The 19905-nt window shown below is 58.2% G+C and carries 17 protein-coding genes and 2 tRNA genes; 17 read left to right on the plus strand and 2 right to left on the minus strand.

Features of this window, described 5'->3' with window-relative positions; genetic code table 11:
* Positions 1 to 27: 27 nt before the first annotated feature.
* Positions 28 to 1701: a DNA repair protein RecN gene (gene recN / locus KGA82_RS12910; protein ID WP_223450609.1), complete on the minus strand. Its 1674-nt coding sequence runs from the start codon at positions 1699 to 1701 to the stop codon at positions 28 to 30.
* 241 nt (positions 1702 to 1942) lie between these two features.
* Between recN and grpE the strand changes: the two genes are divergently transcribed.
* The 8 genes from grpE to KGA82_RS12950 all read left to right on the plus strand — a co-directional run bounded on the left by grpE (position 1943) and on the right by KGA82_RS12950 (position 12406).
* Entirely contained in the window at positions 1943 to 2509 is a 567-nt protein-coding gene (grpE, locus tag KGA82_RS12915) for a nucleotide exchange factor GrpE (protein ID WP_008029789.1), read from the plus strand.
* A 102-nt stretch (positions 2510 to 2611) separates the two neighbouring features.
* Positions 2612 to 4528 carry a molecular chaperone DnaK gene (dnaK, locus tag KGA82_RS12920; protein ID WP_008029786.1) on the plus strand — a complete coding sequence of 639 codons (1917 nt, stop codon included), beginning with the start codon at positions 2612 to 2614 and terminating at the stop codon, positions 4526 to 4528.
* A 296-nt stretch (positions 4529 to 4824) separates the two neighbouring features.
* The gene (dnaJ, locus tag KGA82_RS12925) at positions 4825 to 5949 is read left to right on the plus strand and encodes a molecular chaperone DnaJ (RefSeq protein WP_008029785.1); all 1125 of its coding nucleotides are present in this window, start codon (positions 4825 to 4827) and stop codon (positions 5947 to 5949) included.
* A 9-nt stretch (positions 5950 to 5958) separates the two neighbouring features.
* Complete coding sequence (dapB, locus tag KGA82_RS12930) at positions 5959 to 6765, plus strand: 4-hydroxy-tetrahydrodipicolinate reductase (RefSeq protein ID WP_223450610.1); 807 nt, start codon at positions 5959 to 5961, stop codon at positions 6763 to 6765.
* A 259-nt stretch (positions 6766 to 7024) separates the two neighbouring features.
* Positions 7025 to 8161 (plus strand): glutamine-hydrolyzing carbamoyl-phosphate synthase small subunit, encoded by a 1137-nt coding sequence (gene carA / locus KGA82_RS12935; RefSeq protein WP_008029779.1) that lies wholly within the window; start codon positions 7025 to 7027, stop codon positions 8159 to 8161.
* A gap of 117 nt (positions 8162 to 8278) precedes the next feature.
* Complete coding sequence (gene carB, locus KGA82_RS12940) at positions 8279 to 11500, plus strand: carbamoyl-phosphate synthase large subunit (RefSeq protein ID WP_008029777.1); 3222 nt, start codon at positions 8279 to 8281, stop codon at positions 11498 to 11500.
* A complete protein-coding gene (greA, locus tag KGA82_RS12945; RefSeq protein ID WP_008029775.1) occupies positions 11497 to 11973 on the plus strand; it encodes a transcription elongation factor GreA in 477 nt (158 codons plus the stop codon). Before carB ends, greA begins: the two co-directional genes overlap by 4 nt.
* Positions 11974 to 12001: 28 nt before the next feature.
* On the plus strand, positions 12002 to 12406 hold the full coding sequence (locus KGA82_RS12950; protein ID WP_192227690.1) for an MFS transporter: 405 nt from the start codon (positions 12002 to 12004) through the stop codon (positions 12404 to 12406).
* A 9-nt stretch (positions 12407 to 12415) separates the two neighbouring features.
* Here KGA82_RS12950 and KGA82_RS12955 read toward each other — a convergent pair whose 3' ends face one another.
* A complete protein-coding gene (locus tag KGA82_RS12955; RefSeq protein WP_007942889.1) occupies positions 12416 to 12724 on the minus strand; it encodes a YhbY family RNA-binding protein in 309 nt (102 codons plus the stop codon).
* Between the two features lie 101 nt (positions 12725 to 12825).
* Between KGA82_RS12955 and rlmE the strand changes: the two genes are divergently transcribed.
* From rlmE to rimP, 9 genes are all read left to right on the plus strand, one after another.
* Positions 12826 to 13455, plus strand: coding sequence for a 23S rRNA (uridine(2552)-2'-O)-methyltransferase RlmE (rlmE, locus tag KGA82_RS12960; protein ID WP_008029769.1), 630 nt, complete (start codon positions 12826 to 12828; stop codon positions 13453 to 13455).
* Positions 13456 to 13657: 202 nt separating this feature from the next.
* Positions 13658 to 15568 (plus strand): ATP-dependent zinc metalloprotease FtsH, encoded by a 1911-nt coding sequence (gene ftsH / locus KGA82_RS12965; RefSeq protein ID WP_032828773.1) that lies wholly within the window; start codon positions 13658 to 13660, stop codon positions 15566 to 15568.
* Positions 15569 to 15576: 8 nt separating this feature from the next.
* Complete coding sequence (gene folP / locus KGA82_RS12970) at positions 15577 to 16428, plus strand: dihydropteroate synthase (RefSeq protein WP_223450612.1); 852 nt, start codon at positions 15577 to 15579, stop codon at positions 16426 to 16428.
* A 16-nt stretch (positions 16429 to 16444) separates the two neighbouring features.
* Positions 16445 to 17782, plus strand: coding sequence for a phosphoglucosamine mutase (glmM, locus tag KGA82_RS12975; RefSeq protein ID WP_223450614.1), 1338 nt, complete (start codon positions 16445 to 16447; stop codon positions 17780 to 17782).
* Positions 17783 to 17848: 66 nt separating this feature from the next.
* On the plus strand, positions 17849 to 18601 hold the full coding sequence (gene tpiA, locus KGA82_RS12980) for a triose-phosphate isomerase (RefSeq protein ID WP_008024463.1): 753 nt from the start codon (positions 17849 to 17851) through the stop codon (positions 18599 to 18601).
* A gap of 4 nt (positions 18602 to 18605) precedes the next feature.
* Positions 18606 to 18989, plus strand: a complete 384-nt coding sequence (secG, locus tag KGA82_RS12985) for a preprotein translocase subunit SecG (protein ID WP_017336473.1) — start codon at positions 18606 to 18608, stop codon at positions 18987 to 18989.
* A gap of 22 nt (positions 18990 to 19011) precedes the next feature.
* Positions 19012 to 19097: transfer RNA gene (locus KGA82_RS12990), tRNA-Leu, on the plus strand.
* A 96-nt stretch (positions 19098 to 19193) separates the two neighbouring features.
* Positions 19194 to 19270: transfer RNA gene (locus tag KGA82_RS12995), tRNA-Met, on the plus strand.
* Positions 19271 to 19408: 138 nt separating this feature from the next.
* Positions 19409 to 19867 (plus strand): ribosome maturation factor RimP, encoded by a 459-nt coding sequence (gene rimP, locus KGA82_RS13000; RefSeq protein ID WP_032828556.1) that lies wholly within the window; start codon positions 19409 to 19411, stop codon positions 19865 to 19867.
* Positions 19868 to 19905 lie beyond the last annotated feature (38 nt).

Genomic DNA, 19905 nt, shown 5'->3' on the forward strand with positions numbered 1-19905 from the left:
GGGTCGCCTTCGTGCTGTCTGCCGTTCTTAAATCTTTGCGGTAACGACCATTTTTTTCGCGTGCGCCAGGGATTCCTTGGTGAGGTCGATGCCGCCGAGCATCCGCGCGACTTCTTCAACGCGATCATTCTTGCTCAGTTTGGAAACGGCCGTGTGGGTCGCCTCTTCGCCACGCACCTTGTGCACAAATAGATGCTGATGCCCTTGCGCCGCCACTTGCGGCAAGTGAGTCACTGTCAGCACCTGTCCGCGCTCACCGAGGCGACGCAGTAACTGGCCGACAATCTCCGCCGTCGGGCCGCCGATGCCGACGTCCACTTCGTCGAATACCAGGGTTGGTACGCGTGAAGTCTGTGCGGTGATCACCTGAATCGCCAGGCTGATCCGCGACAGCTCACCACCCGAGGCTACTTTGGCCAACGCTTTCAAGGGCTGGCCGGGGTTGGCGCTGACCAGCAGTTCTACCTGTTCGAGCCCGTTAGGCAGCAGCTCATCGCTGCTGTTGGGGCGCAGCTCGATGGTGAAGCGGCCGCCGGGCATGCCCAGTCGCTGGATTTCCTGCTCAACAGCGCTGGCCAGGCTGCTGGAGGCCTGGTGGCGCAAATCGCTCAGTTCGCGAGCCTTCTCCTGATAGTGGCGGGCATAAGAAGCCAGTTCATCGCCCAGGCGCTCGATGGATTCATCATTGGCATTGAGGGTTTCAATTTCATCCAGCAAGCGCTGCTGCATCTCGGCGACCTCGGTCGGCTGGATGCGGTGCTTGCGCGCCATGGTGTAGATCGCATCGAGGCGTTCTTCCAGGTACTGCAGGCGCGCCGGGTCGGCATCGAAGTTATCGAGGAAGCGATTCAGTTCGCCGACGGCCTCTTCAACCTGGATCTGTGCACTGGTCAGCAAACTGCTGGCTTCACCCAGTGCGCCGATCGAGTTGTTCACGCTCGACAGGCGGTTGAGGCTGGCGGTCAGGGCGTTGAGGACATTGCCGGAATCACTTTCGCTGCATTGTTCGACCACTTGCCGGCAGATGCCAAGCAGGGTTTCGGCGTTGGTCAGGTTCTTGTGTTCCTGCTCCAACTGCTCCAACTCGTTGTCACCGAGACCGAGGTTTTCCAGTTCTTCGAGTTGATAGCTGAGCAGTTGATGGCGGGCGCGTTGTTCATCGCCGGAGTTGGAGAGGCGCTCCAGTTCCTGGCGAGTCTGGCGCCAGCGCTGGGCGGCCAATTGCACCTGGCGGGCAAGGTCGGTGGCGCCGGCGTATTCGTCGAGCAGGCGGCGGTGAGTATCGGTCTTGAGCAGGGATTGGTGCTCATGCTGGCTGTGGATATCGATCAGCAACTCGCCCAGGGCCTTGAGATCACCAAGCGGGCAGGGCGTGCCATTGATATAGCCGCGGGAGCGCCCTTCGGCGGTGATCACCCGGCGCAAGATGCACGGGCCGTCGCTTTCAAGGTCGCGCTCGGCCAGCCAGGCACTGGCTTCGGGAATATCGACCAGGTCGAAGGTGGCCAGGATGTCGGCCTTGTCGGCGCCCGGGCGGACCACGCCACTGTCGGCGCGATCGCCCAGGGTCAGGCCGAGGGCGTCGAGCATGATCGACTTGCCGGCGCCGGTTTCCCCTGTGATCACACTCATCCCGCGATCGAGTTCGAGATCGAGATGTTCAACGATGGCGTAATTGTGTACGGACAGGTGCACCAGCATAAAGGCCGCTCCCAGGCTTTAGGTCTGGTTATTTATACAGTGTTTTATTTGCGGCTGACAATGCCCTCGCTTAGCTCGATTTGATTGATCCGACGAAATCGTTAGCGCATCGGGAAATGACAATGCAGCTGTTTTTTGTAGGGTTAATCACAACAAACCCCTTGAAGCTGATTTTTGCGGCCCCATATAGCTGGGCAGAAGCGCGAGTTGAGCTCGCGGACGATATTGAAAGGAGAAATCTATGGCTGACGAACAGACAGTGGATACGCAAAATCAAGAAGCCAACCAGGGCTCCGCGGCTTCGGGTGAAGACCTCGCGGCTCGTGTACAAGTGCTCGAAGAGCAACTGGCAGGCGCGCAGGATCAGGCTTTGCGTGTTGCCGCCGATCTGCAGAACGTCCGCCGTCGCGCCGAGCAGGATGTTGAAAAGGCTCACAAATTCGCTCTGGAAAAATTTGCCGGTGATCTGCTGCCGATCATCGACAGCCTTGAGCGTGGTCTGGAGTTGTCCAACCCGGACGATGAAAGCATCCGCCCAATGCGCGAAGGCATCGAGCTGACCCTGAAAATGTTCCAGGACACCCTGAAGCGTTATCAGCTGGAAGCGATCGACCCGCATGGCGAACCGTTTAACGCCGTTCTTCATCAGGCAATGGCCATGCAGGAAAGCGCTGACGTCGAGCCGAACAGCGTGCTCAAGGTGTTCCAGAAGGGCTATCAGCTCAATGGTCGTCTGCTGCGCCCGGCCATGGTCGTGGTCAGCAAGGCACCGGCACCGGTTTCGCCTTCGATTGACGAGCAGGCTTGAAATTAGCCGCAAGGCCCCCATTTAGAAGTCAAGCGTTTAAGTGCTACCGCAGTTAGCCACCACTGCTGCGGCAACCAAATCCAAAGTTTCGGGAGAGTGAACATGGGCAAAATTATCGGTATCGACCTGGGGACTACCAACTCCTGCGTCTCCGTGCTTGAAAACGGCGTAGCCAAAGTTATTGAAAACGCTGAAGGCGCGCGTACCACGCCGTCGATCATCGCTTACGCCAACGACGGCGAAATCCTCGTTGGTCAGTCGGCCAAGCGTCAGGCTGTGACCAATCCGCACAACACCCTGTATGCGGTGAAGCGTCTGATCGGTCGTAAGTTCGACGAAGAAGTCGTACAGAAAGACATCAAGATGGTCCCTTACAAAATCGCCAAGGCTGACAATGGCGACGCTTGGGTTGAAGTGAACGGCCAGAAAATGTCGCCGCCACAGATCTCGGCTGAAATTCTGAAGAAAATGAAGAAGACCGCCGAAGACTACCTCGGCGAGCCAGTGACCGAAGCGGTGATCACCGTTCCGGCCTACTTCAACGACAGCCAGCGCCAGGCGACCAAAGACGCCGGCCGCATCGCGGGCCTGGACGTTAAACGTATCATCAACGAACCAACCGCAGCTGCTCTGGCTTACGGTATGGACAAGGCGAAAGGCGATCACACCGTGATCGTTTACGACTTGGGCGGCGGTACTTTCGACGTTTCCGTGATCGAAATCGCTGAAGTCGATGGCGAGCACCAGTTCGAAGTATTGGCCACCAACGGTGACACGTTCCTGGGCGGTGAAGACTTTGACATTCGTCTGATCGACTACCTCGTCGACGAATTCAAGAAAGAAAGCGGCATGAACCTCAAAGGTGACCCGCTGGCCATGCAGCGCCTGAAAGAAGCCGCTGAGAAAGCCAAGATCGAACTGTCTTCGAGCATGTCGACCGACGTGAACCTGCCGTACATCACTGCAGACGCCACCGGTCCTAAGCACTTGAACGTGAAAATTTCCCGCGCCAAGCTGGAAGCGCTGGTTGAAGACCTGGTTCAACGCACCATCGAACCTTGCCGCATCGCTCTGAAAGACTCCGGCATCGAAGTTGGCTCGATCAACGACGTGATCCTGGTAGGCGGTCAGACCCGTATGCCACTGGTTCAGAAGCTGGTGACCGAGTTCTTCGGTAAAGAAGCACGTAAAGACGTGAACCCGGACGAAGCCGTTGCCATGGGTGCTGCTATCCAGGGCGCCGTATTGGCCGGTGACGTGAAAGACGTTCTGCTGCTGGACGTCAGCCCGCTGACCCTGGGTATCGAAACCATGGGTGGCGTGATGACCGCGCTGATCGAGAAAAACACCACGATTCCTACCAAGAAATCGCAAGTGTTCTCGACTGCCGACGACAACCAGGGCGCCGTGACCATCCACGTGCTGCAAGGTGAGCGTAAGCAAGCCGCCCAGAACAAGTCCCTGGGCAAGTTCGACCTGGCCGAGATTCCACCAGCACCACGTGGCGTGCCACAAATCGAAGTGACCTTCGACATCGACGCCAACGGCATCCTGCACGTAGGCGCCAAAGACAAGGCCACCGGCAAGGCTCAATCGATCGTGATCAAGGCAAACTCCGGTTTGTCCGATGAAGAGATCGAGAAAATGATTCGCGACGCTGAAGCGAACTCCGAGGAAGACCGCAAGTTCGAAGAGCTGGCCACTGCCCGCAACCAGGGCGATGCACTGGTTCACTCGACTCGCAAAATGGTCACTGAGGCAGGCGATAAAGTGACTGCTGAAGAGAAGACTGCAATCGAAGCTGCTGTTGTTGCTCTGGAAGCCGCTGTCAAAGGCGACGACAAAGCTGCAATCGAAGCCAAGGTTGAAGAGCTGTCGAAAGTCTCCGCTCCAGTGGCGCAGAAGATGTACGCCGAACAGGCTCAGCCTGCTGAAGGCGCAGCACCGCACGACGAAAAAGCTGAAAAAGCCGACGACGTTGTCGATGCCGAGTTTGAAGAAGTCAAAGACCACAAGTAAGTTGTTGGTCGCCCGGTTGACTGCCTTTAGGCGGTGACTGGTAGGATGTCGCCGCGCGGGAGCCTGCTCCCGCGTTGGCGTGTCTGGAGTACACGAATTTTTACAGCATGCGACAAGTTCGTGTGCTGGCGGTATGGCCGGGAATGCTCCTGCTTTTCGAGCCGAAAGTACCGCATCGAATCAAAGACCAGGATCGTTGAATTGACGTGAGTTGGGTCCGGGCCTGTATTGGGGCTCAACGAGTTCGGCAGGGCTCAGGAGAGGTTTGCCGAACGTCCTTAAGAGTGCAAAGACTTATGGCAAAGCGTGACTATTACGAAGTATTGGGTGTTGAGCGTGGCACAAGCGAAGCGGACCTGAAAAAGGCCTACCGTCGCCTGGCGATGAAGCACCACCCGGACCGTAATCCCGATGACAAAGCGTCGGAAGAGATGTTCAAGGAGGCCAACGAGGCCTACGAAGTGCTGTCCGATTCCAGCAAGCGCGCGGCGTACGACCAATACGGTCATGCCGGTGTCGACCCAAGCATGGGCGGCGGCGGTGCCGGGTTTGGCGGTCAGAACTTCTCCGACATCTTTGGCGATGTCTTCAGTGACTTCTTCGGTGGCGGTCGCGGCGGTGCTCGTGGCGGCGCTCAGCGCGGCAGCGACCTGCGTTACACCCTGGAACTGAATCTGGAAGAAGCGGTACGCGGTACCACCGTGAATATCCGCGTTCCGACACTGGTCAACTGCAAGCCGTGCGATGGCTCGGGTGCCAAGAAAGGCTCTTCGCCAGTCACTTGCCCGACGTGCGGCGGTATCGGTCAGGTCCGCATGCAGCAAGGTTTCTTCTCGGTGCAGCAGACCTGCCCGCGCTGCCATGGCCAGGGCAAGATCATTTCCGACCCGTGCAACTCCTGCAACGGCGACGGTCGCGTTGAAGAGTACAAAACCCTTTCCGTGAAAGTGCCGGCCGGTGTCGACACCGGTGACCGCATTCGTCTGTCCGGCGAAGGCGAGGCGGGCGCTCAGGGTGGTCCGACGGGCGATCTGTACGTCGTGATCAACGTGCGCGAACACGCGATCTTCCAGCGTGACGGCAAGCATCTGTTCTGCGAAGTGCCGATCAGTTTCGTCGATGCGGCGCTGGGTGGCGAGCTGGAGATTCCGACCCTTGATGGTCGGGTCAAACTGAAAATCCCTGAGGGGACTCAGACCGGCAAGCAGTTCCGTGTTCGCGGCAAAGGCGTTGCGCCTGTGCGTGGCGGCGGTGCCGGTGACTTGATGTGCCGTGTTGCGGTGGAAACCCCAGTCAATCTGGGTCGTCGTCAGCGCGAATTGCTGGAAGAGTTCCGTAGCTCCCTGGCGGACGACAATAGCCATTCGCCGAAAACCACCGGTTGGTTCGAAGGCGTGAAGCGCTTCTTCGGCGATCTGTAAGGAGTGAGCATGCGACGTATAGCTGTGATGGGCGCCGCTGGCCGCATGGGCAAGATCCTGGTTGAAGCGGTGCAGCAACGTGCACCGCTGACCGGTCTGACAGCCGCCATCGTGCGTCCTGGCAGCACGCTGATTGGCGTGGATGCTGGCGAGCTGGCTTCGCTGGGGCGTATCGGTGTGCCGTTGTCCGGTAACCTGGATGCGGTCGCGGATGAGTTCGATGTGTTGATCGATTTCACGCTGCCGGAAGTCATGCTGAAAAACCTGGCGTTCTGCCGCAAGGCGGGCAAAGCCATGGTCATCGGTACGACGGGGCTCGACGCTGCGCAGAAGCAGTTGCTGGCCGAGGCGGGCAAGGACATTCCAATCGTGTTCGCGGCGAATTTCAGTGTCGGTGTGAACCTGTCGCTGAAGCTGCTCGACATGGCTGCCCGCGTGCTGGGCGGTGACGCCGATATCGAGATCATCGAGGCGCATCATCGGCACAAGATCGATGCGCCTTCCGGCACCGCCCTGCGTATGGGTGAGGTGATTGCCAGTGCGCTGGATCGTGACCTGCAGAAGGTCGCGGTCTACGGGCGTGAAGGTCACACCGGTGTGCGCGAGCGTGAAACGATCGGTTTTGCCACTGTGCGCGGCGGTGATGTGGTCGGTGATCACACCGTGCTGTTCGCCTGTGAGGGCGAGCGCCTGGAAATCACGCATAAAGCGTCCAGTCGCATGACCTTCGCCAAGGGCGCTGTGCGTGCGGCGTTGTGGCTGGACAGTCGTGAGCCTGGCCTCTACGACATGCAAGACGTGCTCGACCTGCGTTAAGATGCAGCCGAAACCGGGTTCCAACATTGCGTTTGGGCCCGGTTTTATTACGCCAAGCGACGTCCTGTCGCATTCTCCGGCCTTTAGGGCTCATTGGCGGTAGACCAAAAAAGCCTTTTTCTGTAAGCTACAGCTTTAGTGTGTCCACTAAAAGCGCGCAGAATAATTCAGTGAAGAAGCGGGGTGACGTGTCCATACGTCACTCCGCTTTTTTACAACCTGCGATCGCCCTTTCAGGCTTTATTTACGGGAGGTCTTCTTGACTAAGCCAGCCATACTCGCCCTTGCTGATGGCAGCATTTTTCGCGGCGAAGCCATTGGAGCCGACGGTCAAACCGTTGGTGAGGTGGTGTTTAACACCGCAATGACCGGCTATCAGGAAATCCTTACCGATCCTTCCTACGCCCAACAGATCGTTACCCTGACTTACCCGCACATCGGCAACACCGGCACCACGCCGGAAGACGCCGAGTCCGATCGCGTCTGGTCCGCTGGCCTGGTCATCCGTGACCTGCCGCTGGTTGCGAGCAACTGGCGTAACACGATGTCCCTGTCCGACTACCTGAAAGCCAACAACGTTGTGGCAATCGCCGGTATCGACACCCGCCGCCTGACGCGCATCCTGCGTGAGAAAGGCGCGCAGAACGGCTGCATCATGGCCGGTGACAACATTTCCGAAGAAGCGGCCATCGCCGCGGCTCAAGGCTTCCCTGGCCTCAAAGGCATGGACCTGGCGAAAGTCGTCAGCACCAAGGAAACCTACGAGTGGCGCTCGACTGTCTGGGAGTTGAAAACCGACAGCCACGCGACCATCGACGCTTCCGAGCTGCCGTACCACGTGGTTGCCTACGACTACGGCGTCAAGCTCAACATCCTGCGCATGCTGGTCGAGCGCGGTTGCCGTGTGACCGTGGTGCCGGCGCAAACGCCTGCCGCTGACGTGCTGGCGATGAAGCCGGACGGCGTGTTCCTGTCCAACGGCCCTGGCGACCCGGAGCCTTGCGATTACGCGATCCAGGCGATCAAGGATGTGCTGGAAACCGAGATTCCGGTATTCGGCATCTGCCTCGGTCACCAACTGCTGGCCCTGGCCTCCGGCGCCAAGACCCTGAAAATGGGCCACGGCCACCACGGTGCCAACCACCCGGTCCAGGATCTGGACAGCGGCGTGGTGATGATCACCAGCCAGAACCACGGTTTTGCGGTAGACGAAGCGACCCTGCCAGCCAACGTTCGTGCGATTCACAAATCGCTGTTCGACGGCACCCTGCAAGGCATCGAGCGTACCGACAAGAGCGCCTTCAGCTTCCAGGGTCACCCGGAAGCCAGCCCTGGCCCGAACGACGTAGCGCCATTGTTCGATCGCTTCATCAACGAAATGGCCAAGCGACGCTGATCGCTCGCCTTGATGCAGCAAAGCTTGAGGGCGGTCCCGCACCGGTGGCCCCCTCAAGGCTTCAAAGATTGAACAAGACGGCTTGCCGACTGACCTGCGGATTTGAGTGACAAACCCATGCCAAAACGTACAGACATTAAAAGCATCCTGATTCTCGGCGCTGGCCCGATCGTTATCGGCCAGGCCTGCGAATTCGACTACTCCGGCGCCCAGGCCTGCAAGGCCCTGCGCGAAGAGGGTTACCGCGTCATCCTGGTGAACTCCAACCCAGCGACCATCATGACCGACCCGGACATGGCCGACGCCACCTACATCGAACCGATCAAATGGCAGACCGTTGCCAAGATCATCGAGAAAGAGCGTCCGGACGCGCTGCTGCCAACCATGGGCGGCCAGACCGCTCTGAACTGCGCACTGGACCTGGAGCGCGAAGGCGTTCTGGAGAAGTTCGGCGTAGAGATGATCGGCGCCAACGCTGACACCATCGACAAGGCTGAAGACCGTTCGCGCTTCGACAAGGCGATGAAATCCATCGGCCTGGACTGCCCGCGCTCGGGTATCGCCCACAGCATGGAAGAGGCCAACGCCGTTCTTGAACGCTTGGGCTTCCCGTGCATCATCCGTCCGTCCTTCACCATGGGCGGCACCGGCGGCGGTATCGCTTACAACCGTGAAGAGTTCGAAGAAATCTGCGCCCGTGGCCTGGACCTGTCGCCGACCAAAGAGCTGCTGATCGACGAATCCCTGATCGGCTGGAAAGAATACGAGATGGAGGTTGTCCGCGATAAGAAGGACAACTGCATCATCGTCTGCTCCATTGAAAACTTTGACCCGATGGGCGTGCACACCGGTGACTCGATCACTGTTGCGCCGGCACAGACCCTGACGGACAAGGAATACCAGATCATGCGTAACGCCTCCCTGGCGGTACTGCGCGAGATCGGCGTGGAAACCGGCGGCTCCAACGTTCAGTTCGGCATCTGCCCGGACACTGGCCGCATGGTCGTCATCGAGATGAACCCGCGGGTATCCCGCTCCTCGGCCCTGGCCTCGAAAGCCACCGGTTTCCCGATTGCGCGTATCGCTGCAAAGCTGGCGATCGGCTATACCCTGGACGAGCTGCAGAACGAAATCACCGGTGGCGCTACTCCGGCGTCGTTCGAGCCGTCGATCGACTACGTCGTCACCAAGCTGCCGCGTTTCGCCTTCGAGAAATTCCCGAAAGCCGACGCACGCCTGACCACTCAAATGAAGTCGGTCGGTGAAGTCATGGCCATCGGCCGGACCTTCCAGGAATCCCTGCAGAAAGCCCTGCGCGGCCTGGAAGTGGGCGTTTGCGGCCTGGACGAGAAGCTCGACCTGGGCAACCCGGAAAGCATGAGCATCCTCAAGCGCGAACTGACCGTGCCGGGCGCCGAGCGCATCTGGTACGTGGCTGACGCCTTCCGCGCCGGCCTGTCGGTCGAAGACATCTTCGGCATGAACATGATCGACCCGTGGTTCCTGGTACAGATCGAAGATCTGATCAAGGAAGAAGAGAAGGTCAAGACCCTGGGTCTGGCCAGCATCGACCGCGACCTGATGTTCAAGCTCAAGCGCAAAGGCTTCTCGGACATGCGTCTGGCCAAGCTGCTGGGCGTGACCGAAAAAGCTTTGCGTCGCCACCGTCACAAGCTGGAGATCTTCCCGGTCTACAAGCGCGTTGACACCTGCGCGGCCGAGTTCGCCACCGACACCGCCTACATGTACTCGACTTACGAGGAAGAGTGCGAAGCCGCGCCGTCGGGTCGCGACAAGATCATGATCCTCGGCGGCGGTCCAAACCGTATCGGCCAGGGCATCGAGTTCGACTACTGCTGCGTACACGCGGCACTGGCCCTGCGCGAAGACGGTTACGAGACCATCATGGTCAACTGCAACCCGGAAACCGTTTCCACCGACTACGACACCTCCGATCGCCTGTACTTCGAACCAGTAACCCTGGAAGACGTGCTGGAAATCTGCCGGGTCGAGAAGCCGAAAGGCGTAATCGTCCAGTACGGCGGCCAGACTCCACTGAAACTGGCTCGCGCCCTGGAAGAAGCCGGCGTGCCGATCATCGGCACCAGCCCTGACGCCATCGACCGTGCCGAAGACCGTGAGCGCTTCCAGCAAATGGTTGAGCGTCTGAACCTGCGTCAGCCGCCAAACGCCACCGTGCGCAGCGAAGACGAAGCGATTCGTGCCGCGGCCAAGATCGGTTACCCGCTGGTGGTTCGTCCGTCCTACGTACTGGGCGGCCGTGCAATGGAAATCGTCTACGAAGAAGAAGAACTCAAGCGCTACCTGCGTGACGCAGTGAAAGTGTCCAACGACAGCCCGGTGCTGCTTGACCACTTCCTGAACTGCGCCATCGAGATGGACGTGGATGCAGTTTGCGACGGCACCGACGTGGTGATCGGCGCGATCATGCAGCACATCGAGCAGGCCGGTGTTCACTCCGGTGACTCCGCATGCTCCCTGCCGCCGTACTCGCTGCCTGCGCACATCCAGGACGAGATGCGCGAACAGGTCAAGAAAATGGCCCTGGAACTGGGCGTTGTCGGCCTGATGAACGTTCAGTTGGCGCTGCAAGGCGAAGACATCTACGTCATCGAAGTCAACCCGCGCGCTTCCCGTACCGTACCGTTCGTGTCCAAGTGCATCGGTGTTTCCCTGGCGATGATCGCGGCACGCGTCATGGCCGGTAAAACCCTGAAAGAAATCGGCTTCACCAAAGAAATCATCCCGAACTTCTACAGTGTGAAAGAGGCGGTCTTCCCGTTCGCCAAATTCCCTGGCGTGGACCCGATCCTGGGCCCAGAGATGAAGTCCACCGGTGAAGTGATGGGCGTGGGCGACACCTTCGGCGAAGCGTTCGCCAAGGCTCAGATGGGCGCCAGCGAAGTGCTGCCGACCGGCGGTACCGCGTTCATCAGCGTGCGTGACGACGACAAGCCACTGGTTGCAGGCGTGGCCCGTGATCTGATCAACTTGGGCTTCGAAGTGGTTGCCACTGCCGGTACTGCCAAGCTGATCGAAGCCGCAGGCCTGAAAGTGCGCCGTGTGAACAAGGTGACTGAAGGTCGTCCGCACGTGGTCGACATGATCAAGAATGACGAAGTCACCCTGATCATCAACACCACCGAAGGTCGCCAGTCGATTGCTGACTCGTACTCCATTCGTCGTAATGCCTTGCAGCACAAAATCTATTGCACCACCACCATTGCTGCTGGCGAAGCCATCTGCGAAGCGCTGAAGTTCGGTCCCGAGAAGACCGTACGCCGCTTGCAGGATCTACACGCAGGATTGAAGGCATGATCAAGTACCCAATGACCGTCCAGGGCGCGAAAGCCCTGGAAGAAGAACACGCTCACCTGACCAAGGTCGTCCGTCCGAAGCTCAGCCAGGACATCGGTACGGCCCGGGAATTGGGTGACTTGAAGGAAAACGCCGAATACCACGCAGCTCGCGAGCAGCAAGGTATGGTCGAGGCGCGGATTCGTGACATCGAAGGCCGGATTCAGAATCAGGTCATCATCGACGTCACGAGCATTCCTCACACCGGTAAAGTGATTTTCGGCACCACCGTTGAAATCGCCAACGTCGAGACCGATGAGCGCGTCACTTACCACATCGTGGGTGAGGACGAGGCTGACTTCAAACTCGGCAAGATTTCGGTAGGTTCGCCATTGGCCCGCGCCTTGATTGCCAAGGAAGAGGGTGATGTGGTTGCCGTGAAAACGCCGGGTGGCGTTATCGAGTACGAGATTGTCGAAGTCCGCCACATCTGAAAGAAGGCGCCCGCTGCGTGCGGGCGCCATGCTTTGGCAGCTGACTCAGATGTTGTGGGTCGGCGGCTTGTGGCTGTTACACATCGGTCTGCTGCCGGTGCTGGGCCAAATTGGCCTGGCGCCGCTGCTGATCGAAGAAATTGCAGGCATGCTGAATGCGCTGATGGTGGGGTTCGCCTCGGCGTGTGTAATTTTTCAGGCTTTGGTGCTGGTTCAGGCTGAGGGCCTTGCCAGTCTATGGCGCGATATTCGCGGGCAACTGCTAATGATGGCGCTGTATGCGTGCGCGATGTTTTTCGCGGTGCGTGTCGGCTGGCCGGATGCAGTGCGTTGGCAAGTGTTCAGCTATCTTGTTCTGGGCTTTTCCGGGCTGGTGCTGGTCTTGCAGCCGGTACCGGGATGGAGCGGCAGGGTGCGCGAAGCACACCCTTGACCCTTGCCATCACTTGAAGCGATGGACGTTCGACAGCTGCTTGTTGACGCTGAAGTTCTTGCGGTAAATCAGTGCCATCTTGCCGATGACTTGAACCAGATCCGCTTTGCCGACCTTGCAGAGTTCTGCAATGGACGCCAGGCGCGATTCGCGATCGAGGATGTTGAGCTTGATTTTGATCAGCTCGTGATCCGCCAAAGCGCGTTCAAGTTCGGCTAACACACCTTCAGTCAGACCGTTGTCAGCCACAATCAAAACTGGTTTCAGATGGTGGCCAATGGATTTGTACTGTTTCTTCTGCTCTTGAGTGAGCGGCATAATCTGACCCTTTCGTCTGGATTCTGTAAAATGGCGGCCATTTTACCCGAGGGTTCGTGGATCCGCCCAACTAATCACGACCCTTATCATCGAGGTGCCCAATGGCGCGTTCCAAGACAAGCCTTGGTTGGCTGAAAAGACATGTCAATGATCCCTATGTGAAGCAGGCGCAGAAGGATGGTTACCGCTCGCGTGCGAGTTACAAGCTTCTGGAGGTCCAGGAGAAATACAAGCTGATCCGTCCGGGTATGAGCGTTGTCGACCTGGGGGCGGCGCCCGGCGGCTGGTCGCAGGTCACCAGTCGGCTGATCGGTGGTCAGGGGCGCCTGATCGCCTCGGACATCCTGGAAATGGACGGCATTCCGGACGTGACTTTCATCCAGGGTGACTTCACCGAGGACAAAGTGCTCGCTCAGATCCTTGAAGCCGTCGGTAATTCGCAGGTGGACCTTGTGATTTCCGATATGGCCCCCAATATGAGTGGTACGCCTGAGGTGGACATGCCAAAAGCCATGTTTCTATGTGAGCTGGCTCTTGATCTGGCTGCCCGGATACTCAAGCCGGGTGGTAACTTCGTGATCAAGGTGTTTCAGGGCGAAGGGTTTGATGCTTACGTGAAGGACGCTCGTCAGAAATTCGACAAGGTCCAGATGATCAAGCCGGACTCTTCCCGTGGCAGTTCCCGCGAGCAATACATGCTGGCTTGGGGTTACCGTGGCCGTAGTGAGTAAATCGAGGTTTTTTTGCGGGGCGATAGGTTTTTCGTATTTCGCCTTGTGGGAATTAGCGAATATTGTGTAGGAAGTGTTTCACAAAGGGTTACAGACGGCGCCTGCCAGTGTTGTAGGTAATGTAGTAAGTTAGGCCGGTGAATATCATGCGAAGCGCGCGCCATTAGCGGCGCTTGCTTCAGAGGGTAGTTAATTGAACGATATGGCAAAGAATCTGATCCTGTGGTTGATCATCGCGGCTGTCCTGGTGACAGTGATGAACAACTTCTCCAGCCCTAACGAGCCGCAGACCCTCAACTATTCCGACTTCATCCAGCAGGTCAAGGATGGCAAGGTCGAGCGCGTAGCCGTTGATGGCTATGTGATTACCGGTAAGCGCAACGATGGCGACAGCTTCAAGACCATTCGTCCTGCGATCCAGGACAACGGTCTGATCGGCGATCTCGTGGACAACCACGTGGTAGTCGAAGGCAAGCAGCCTGAGCAGCAAAGCATCTGGACTCAACTGCTGGTCGCGAGCTTCCCGATCCTGGTGATCATCGCCGTGTTCATGTTCTTCATGCGGCAGATGCAGGGCGGTGCCGGAGGCAAGGGCGGGCCGATGAGCTTCGGCAAGAGCAAGGCGCGCCTGCTCTCCGAAGACCAGGTGAAAACTACCCTGGCTGACGTTGCCGGTTGCGACGAAGCCAAGGAAGAAGTCGGCGAACTGGTCGAGTTCCTCCGCGATCCGGGCAAGTTCCAGCGTCTGGGCGGCCGCATTCCTCGCGGCGTGCTGATGGTCGGTCCTCCAGGTACCGGTAAAACCTTGCTGGCCAAGGCAATTGCCGGTGAAGCCAAGGTGCCGTTCTTCACCATTTCCGGTTCCGACTTTGTCGAAATGTTCGTCGGTGTCGGTGCCAGCCGTGTTCGCGACATGTTCGAGCAAGCCAAAAAACACGCGCCATGCATCATCTTCATCGATGAAATCGACGCCGTCGGTCGCCATCGTGGCGCCGGCATGGGCGGTGGTCACGATGAGCGCGAGCAGACTCTCAACCAGTTGCTGGTAGAGATGGACGGCTTTGAAATGAATGACGGCATCATCGTCATCGCCGCAACCAACCGTCCGGACGTACTGGATCCTGCGTTGCTGCGTCCGGGCCGTTTCGACCGTCAGGTTGTGGTCGGGCTGCCGGATATCCGCGGTCGCGAGCAAATTCTCAAGGTCCACATGCGCAAAGTGCCAATGGGTGACGACGTCGCTCCGGCCGTGATCGCTCGTGGTACGCCTGGTTTCTCCGGTGCCGACCTTGCCAACCTGGTGAACGAGGCGTCGCTGTTCGCCGCTCGCACCGGCAAGCGCATCGTTGAGATGAAAGAATTCGAACTGGCGAAAGACAAGATCATGATGGGCGCCGAGCGCAAATCCATGGTCATGTCCGAGAAAGAGAAGCAGAACACCGCTTATCACGAAGCAGGCCATGCCATTGTTGGTCGCGTCGTGCCTGAGCATGATCCGGTCTACAAAGTGTCGATCATCCCGCGCGGTCGTGCGCTGGGTGTGACCATGTTCCTGCCGGAAGAAGATCGCTACAGCCTGTCCAAGCGTGCGTTGATCAGCCAGATCTGCTCGCTGTACGGCGGCCGTATCGCTGAAGAGATGACTTTGGGCTTTGACGGTGTCACTACCGGTGCATCCAACGACATCATGCGTGCCAGTCAGATTGCACGGAACATGGTGACCAAGTGGGGACTGTCGGAGAAACTCGGTCCGTTGATGTACGCCGAAGAAGAGGGCGAAGTGTTCCTCGGTCGCGGCGGCGGTGGTCAGAGTGCAAGCTTCTCTGGTGAGACGGCCAAGCTGATCGACTCCGAAGTGCGCAGCATCATTGACCAGTGCTATGGCACGGCCAAACAGATCCTCACGGATAACCGTGACAAGCTCGACGCCATGGCTGATGCCCTGATGAAGTACGAAACGATCGATGCTGATCAGATCGACGACATCATGGCGGGTCGTACGCCTCGCGAACCTCGCGACTGGTCGGGCGGCACCGGTACCTCCGGAACGCCTCCGGTGGTACAGGATGAGCGTCCGGAAACACCGATCGGCGGTCCGGCTGCTGACGTTTAAGGTTTGAAATGACTTCTGTTCAGTCCTCGACCCGGTTGCCTTGCGGCAACCGGGTTCTTGATTTGGCCCAGACGCATGTCATGGGCATTCTCAATGTCACCCCTGATTCCTTTTCCGATGGCGGCCAATACAGCCAGCTCGATGCGGCCTTGCGCCACGCCGAAGCCATGGTGCTGGCCGGCGCGACGCTGATTGATGTCGGTGGTGAGTCGACCCGGCCCGGTGCCAGGGCGGTTTCGCCGCTCGAAGAGCTGGAGCGCGTAGCGCCGATCGTCGAGCGCATCAATCGCGAGCTGGATGTGATTATCTCGGTCGATACCTCCACGCCAGCGGTCATGCGTGAAGCGGCGCGGCTGGGTGCGGGTTTGATCAATGACGTCCGCTCGTTGCGTCGAGAGGGTGCTCTGGATGCGGCGGCCGCCACTGGTCTGCCGGTCTGTCTGATGCATATGCTCGGTGAGCCGGGCGACATGCAGGACAATCCGCATTATCAGGATGTCACCCGAGAGGTTGGCGAGTTTCTTGTCGAACGCATGGCGCAGTGTGCGTCAGTCGGAATTCCGGCTGAACGGATCATCCTGGATCCGGGTTTCGGCTTCGCCAAAACCTTGCAGCACAACCTGAGCTTGTTCAAACATATGGAAGTCCTGCATGCCTTGGGGCGGCCCCTGTTGGTCGGGGGTTCGCGAAAGAGCATGATAGGTCAGGCCTTGAATCGCCCGGTCGGTGAGCGACTGTATGGCGGTTTGGCGCTCGCGGCGCTGGCTTCATTCAAGGGGGCGCGTATATTGCGCGTCCATGATGTGGCCGAAACCGTCGATGTGGTGCGGATGATCGCCGCAGTGGAATCAGCCGAATAAGAATGATGGAGCACTTATGACTAAGAAATATTTTGGCACCGACGGCATTCGTGGTCGGGTCGGCGTGTACCCGATTACTCCTGAATTCATGCTCAAGCTCGGCTGGGCTGCGGGCATGGCGTTCCGCAAAATGGGCGCCTGCAAAGTGTTGGTAGGCAAGGACACCCGGATCTCCGGATACATGTTTGAATCGGCGCTCGAGGCCGGGCTGACTTCGGCGGGTGCCGACGTGATGCTCCTGGGCCCGATGCCGACGCCGGCCATCGCCTACCTGACGCGTACGTTCCATGCCGAAGCGGGCATCGTGATCAGTGCCTCGCACAATCCTCACGATGACAACGGCATCAAGTTTTTCTCCGGCAAGGGCACCAAGCTGCCGGATGAAGTCGAGCATATGATCGAAGAGTTGCTCGACACCCCGATGACCGTGGTTGAGTCGAGCAAAATCGGCAAAGTGTCGCGAATCAACGATGCTTCGGGCCGTTATATTGAATTCTGCAAGAGTAGCGTACCGACCGGCACCAGCTTTACGGGCCTGAAGATCGTGATCGATTGCGCTCACGGTGCGACCTACAAAGTGGCGCCGAGCGTGTTCCGTGAGTTGGGCGCCGACGTTGTCGTGCTTTCAGCGCAGCCAAACGGCCTGAACATCAATGACAACTGCGGTTCGACCCATATGGGTCAGTTGCAGGCTGCCGTTCTTGCCGAACATGCTGATCTCGGTATTGCGTTCGATGGTGATGGCGACCGGGTCCTGATGGTCGATCACACGGGGGCTGTTGTTGATGGTGACGAGTTGCTGTTCATCATCGCCCGCGACTTGCATGAGCGTGATCTGCTGAAAGGCGGTGTGGTTGGAACATTGATGAGTAACCTGGGGCTGGAGCTGGCCCTGGCAGATCTGTCGATTCCGTTTGTGCGCGCCAACGTCGGTGACCGTTATGTGATCGCGGATCTGCTGGAACGCAATTGGCTGGTCGGTGGCGAGAACTCGGGTCATATCGTCTGCTTCAATCACACCACCACCGGTGATGCGATCATTGCCGCGTTGCAGGTGCTGATGGCATTGCAGACTCGCTCCGAAGGACTGGCTCAAGCCCGTCAGTCGCTGCGCAAGTGTCCTCAGGTGCTGATCAACGTGCGTTTCAGTGGCGGTGCGAGCCCGCTGGATCATCCGTCGGTCAAAGAGGCCAGCGAGCGCGTTACCAAGGCCATGGCCGGGCGTGGGCGCGTGCTGTTGCGCAAGTCCGGCACCGAGCCGTTGGTGCGTGTCATGGTCGAAGGCGAGGACGAAACACAGGTTCGCGGCTACGCCGAAGAGCTGGCAAAACTGGTTACTGAAGTTTCTGCCTGAATTCGGCTTGCCAGCCATGATTGTGTTGGGTAACATCTGCGCCCACTTTGACCGACGAGGTACAGCATGCGTCGCCCTATGGTAGCTGGTAACTGGAAGATGCACGGTACCCGCGCCAGCGTCGCTGAGCTGATCAACGGCCTGAGTCATTTGGCCTTGCCGAGCGGTGTTGATGTCGCGGTATTCCCGCCTTTCCTGCATATCAATCAAGTGATTGAAGGTTTGAAAGGCAAGTCGATTTCGGTCGGCGCGCAGAACTCTGCAGTGGAATCCATGCAAGGTGCTTTGACCGGCGAAGTTGCACCGAGTCAGTTGGTGGATGCAGGTTGTACCTTTGTACTTGTCGGGCATTCCGAGCGCCGCCAAATGGGCGAGCAGGACGGAATGCTGATTCGCAAGTTCGCAGCGGCACAGGCATGTGGCTTGATTCCAGTGTTGTGTATAGGGGAGACCCTGGAGCAACGCGAAGCTGGAAAAACTCTTGAGGTTGTCGGGCGTCAGCTTGGCAGTATCATTGAGGAGCTGGGTGTTGGTGCTTTTGCAAATGCAGTCATTGCTTACGAGCCGGTCTGGGCCATTGGCACCGGGCTGACTGCTTCGCCGCAACAGGCGCAGGATGTGCACGCAGCCATTCGCGCTCAGTTGGCGGCAGAGAATTCTGAGGTCGCACAAGGTGTGCGGCTTCTATACGGCGGCAGCGTGAAGGCGGCCAATGCGGTCGAACTGTTCGGCATGCCGGATATCGATGGGGGGCTCATTGGTGGAGCTTCCCTGAATGCAGATGAGTTCGGTGCGATTATTCGCGCCGCGGGAAACTGAAAAAATGCTGGAAACAGTCGTAGTCGTTTTTCATCTGCTGGGTGCATTGGGCGTAGTTGCTCTGGTATTGCTGCAGCAGGGTAAGGGTGCGGATGCTGGCGCGTCTTTCGGAGCAGGTGCTTCAAATACTGTGTTCGGAAGCCAAGGTTCCTCTACCTTTCTTAGTAAGTTTACTGCTATACTTGCCGCCGGTTTCTTCATAACCAGCTTAGGGTTAGGTTACTTTGCTAAAGAGAAGGCTCACCAGCTGACTCAAGTAGGTTTGCCAAATCCAGCAGTGTTGGAAGTTCCAAAGCAACAACCGGCTTCTGATGATGTACCGGTGCTTCAAGAGCAAAAGTCGGCTACTCCAGCGACTGACGTACCTCCAGCTCAAGAGCAGAAGTAAGAAGGGTTTCAAACGTAGTATTGCCGAGGTGGTGGAATTGGTAGACACGCAACCTTGAGGTGGTTGTGCCCATAGGGTGTAGGGGTTCGAGTCCCCTTCTCGGTACCAATTATCAGGAGAGCCCGCTGTTGCGGGCTTTCTTGTAGGTGGAAGGTTACATTGACCCTGTCAGGGATCGGTCGTATACTTCCGCCCCAGCTTTGTCGCGGGGTGGAGCAGTCTGGTAGCTCGTCGGGCTCATAACCCGAAGGTCGTCGGTTCAAATCCGGCCCCCGCAACCAGTTTAAGGAGCCCCTTTTAAGGGGCTTTTTGTTAGCTGGACACTTTCTACGCCGCTGTTCGACGGCGTTTCAAGGATGGGCGTTTCGCCCATTTTTTTATTTTGCATAGCATGCACATACATGCACGAGGGGGTTCAGGTGTCGAGCAAGCTAGAAGAGTTGCAGGCCTTGTTGGCCCCGGTGGTCGTGGCCCTAGGCTATGAATGCTGGGGTATTGAGTTTTCGGCTCAAGGTCGCCACTCAATGTTGCGCGTTTATATTGATAAAGAAGGCGGCGTGCTGGTGGACGATTGCGCCATCGTCAGCCGTCAGATCAGCGGTGTCCTGGATGTTGAAGATCCAATCGCCGTTGAGTACACCCTTGAAGTTTCCTCGCCTGGCATGGAACGCCCGCTGTTCACTATTGAGCAGTTTGCAAAATTTGCCGGTGAACAAGTGAAGATCAGGCTGCGCTCGCCTTTTGAAGGGCGACGCAACTTTCAGGGCCTTCTGCGCGGTGTAGAAGAGCAGGATGTCGTGGTGCAGGTAGAAGACCATGAGTTCCTGTTGCCGATCGATATGATCGACAAGGCCAACATTATTCCCAGTTTTGACTGAGACGCGGATCCCGCGGATCCAATGGCTTGCGAAAGGCG

This window comes from Pseudomonas sp. BF-RE-22, assembly GCF_019956155.1.
Classification (GTDB): Bacteria; Pseudomonadota; Gammaproteobacteria; order Pseudomonadales; family Pseudomonadaceae; genus Aquipseudomonas; species Aquipseudomonas migulae.

What these genes read in the sequence shown, in the direction of transcription:
- grpE (WP_008029789.1), top strand. Translation starts at nt 1,943, where the DNA reads ATGGCTGACGAACAGACAGTGGATACGCAAAATCAAGAAGCCAACCAG.
- ftsH (WP_032828773.1), top strand. Translation starts at nt 13,658, where the DNA reads ATGGCAAAGAATCTGATCCTGTGGTTGATCATCGCGGCTGTCCTGGTG.
- tpiA (WP_008024463.1), top strand. Translation starts at nt 17,849, where the DNA reads ATGCGTCGCCCTATGGTAGCTGGTAACTGGAAGATGCACGGTACCCGC.
- KGA82_RS12950 (WP_192227690.1), top strand. Translation starts at nt 12,002, where the DNA reads ATGCTTTGGCAGCTGACTCAGATGTTGTGGGTCGGCGGCTTGTGGCTG.
- secG (WP_017336473.1), top strand. Translation starts at nt 18,606, where the DNA reads ATGCTGGAAACAGTCGTAGTCGTTTTTCATCTGCTGGGTGCATTGGGC.
- recN (WP_223450609.1), bottom strand. Translation starts at nt 1,701, where the DNA reads ATGCTGGTGCACCTGTCCGTACACAATTACGCCATCGTTGAACATCTC.
- folP (WP_223450612.1), top strand. Translation starts at nt 15,577, where the DNA reads ATGACTTCTGTTCAGTCCTCGACCCGGTTGCCTTGCGGCAACCGGGTT.
- dnaK (WP_008029786.1), top strand. Translation starts at nt 2,612, where the DNA reads ATGGGCAAAATTATCGGTATCGACCTGGGGACTACCAACTCCTGCGTC.
- dnaJ (WP_008029785.1), top strand. Translation starts at nt 4,825, where the DNA reads ATGGCAAAGCGTGACTATTACGAAGTATTGGGTGTTGAGCGTGGCACA.
- carB (WP_008029777.1), top strand. Translation starts at nt 8,279, where the DNA reads ATGCCAAAACGTACAGACATTAAAAGCATCCTGATTCTCGGCGCTGGC.
- glmM (WP_223450614.1), top strand. Translation starts at nt 16,445, where the DNA reads ATGACTAAGAAATATTTTGGCACCGACGGCATTCGTGGTCGGGTCGGC.
- KGA82_RS12955 (WP_007942889.1), bottom strand. Translation starts at nt 12,724, where the DNA reads ATGCCGCTCACTCAAGAGCAGAAGAAACAGTACAAATCCATTGGCCAC.
- dapB (WP_223450610.1), top strand. Translation starts at nt 5,959, where the DNA reads ATGCGACGTATAGCTGTGATGGGCGCCGCTGGCCGCATGGGCAAGATC.
- greA (WP_008029775.1), top strand. Translation starts at nt 11,497, where the DNA reads ATGATCAAGTACCCAATGACCGTCCAGGGCGCGAAAGCCCTGGAAGAA.
- rlmE (WP_008029769.1), top strand. Translation starts at nt 12,826, where the DNA reads ATGGCGCGTTCCAAGACAAGCCTTGGTTGGCTGAAAAGACATGTCAAT.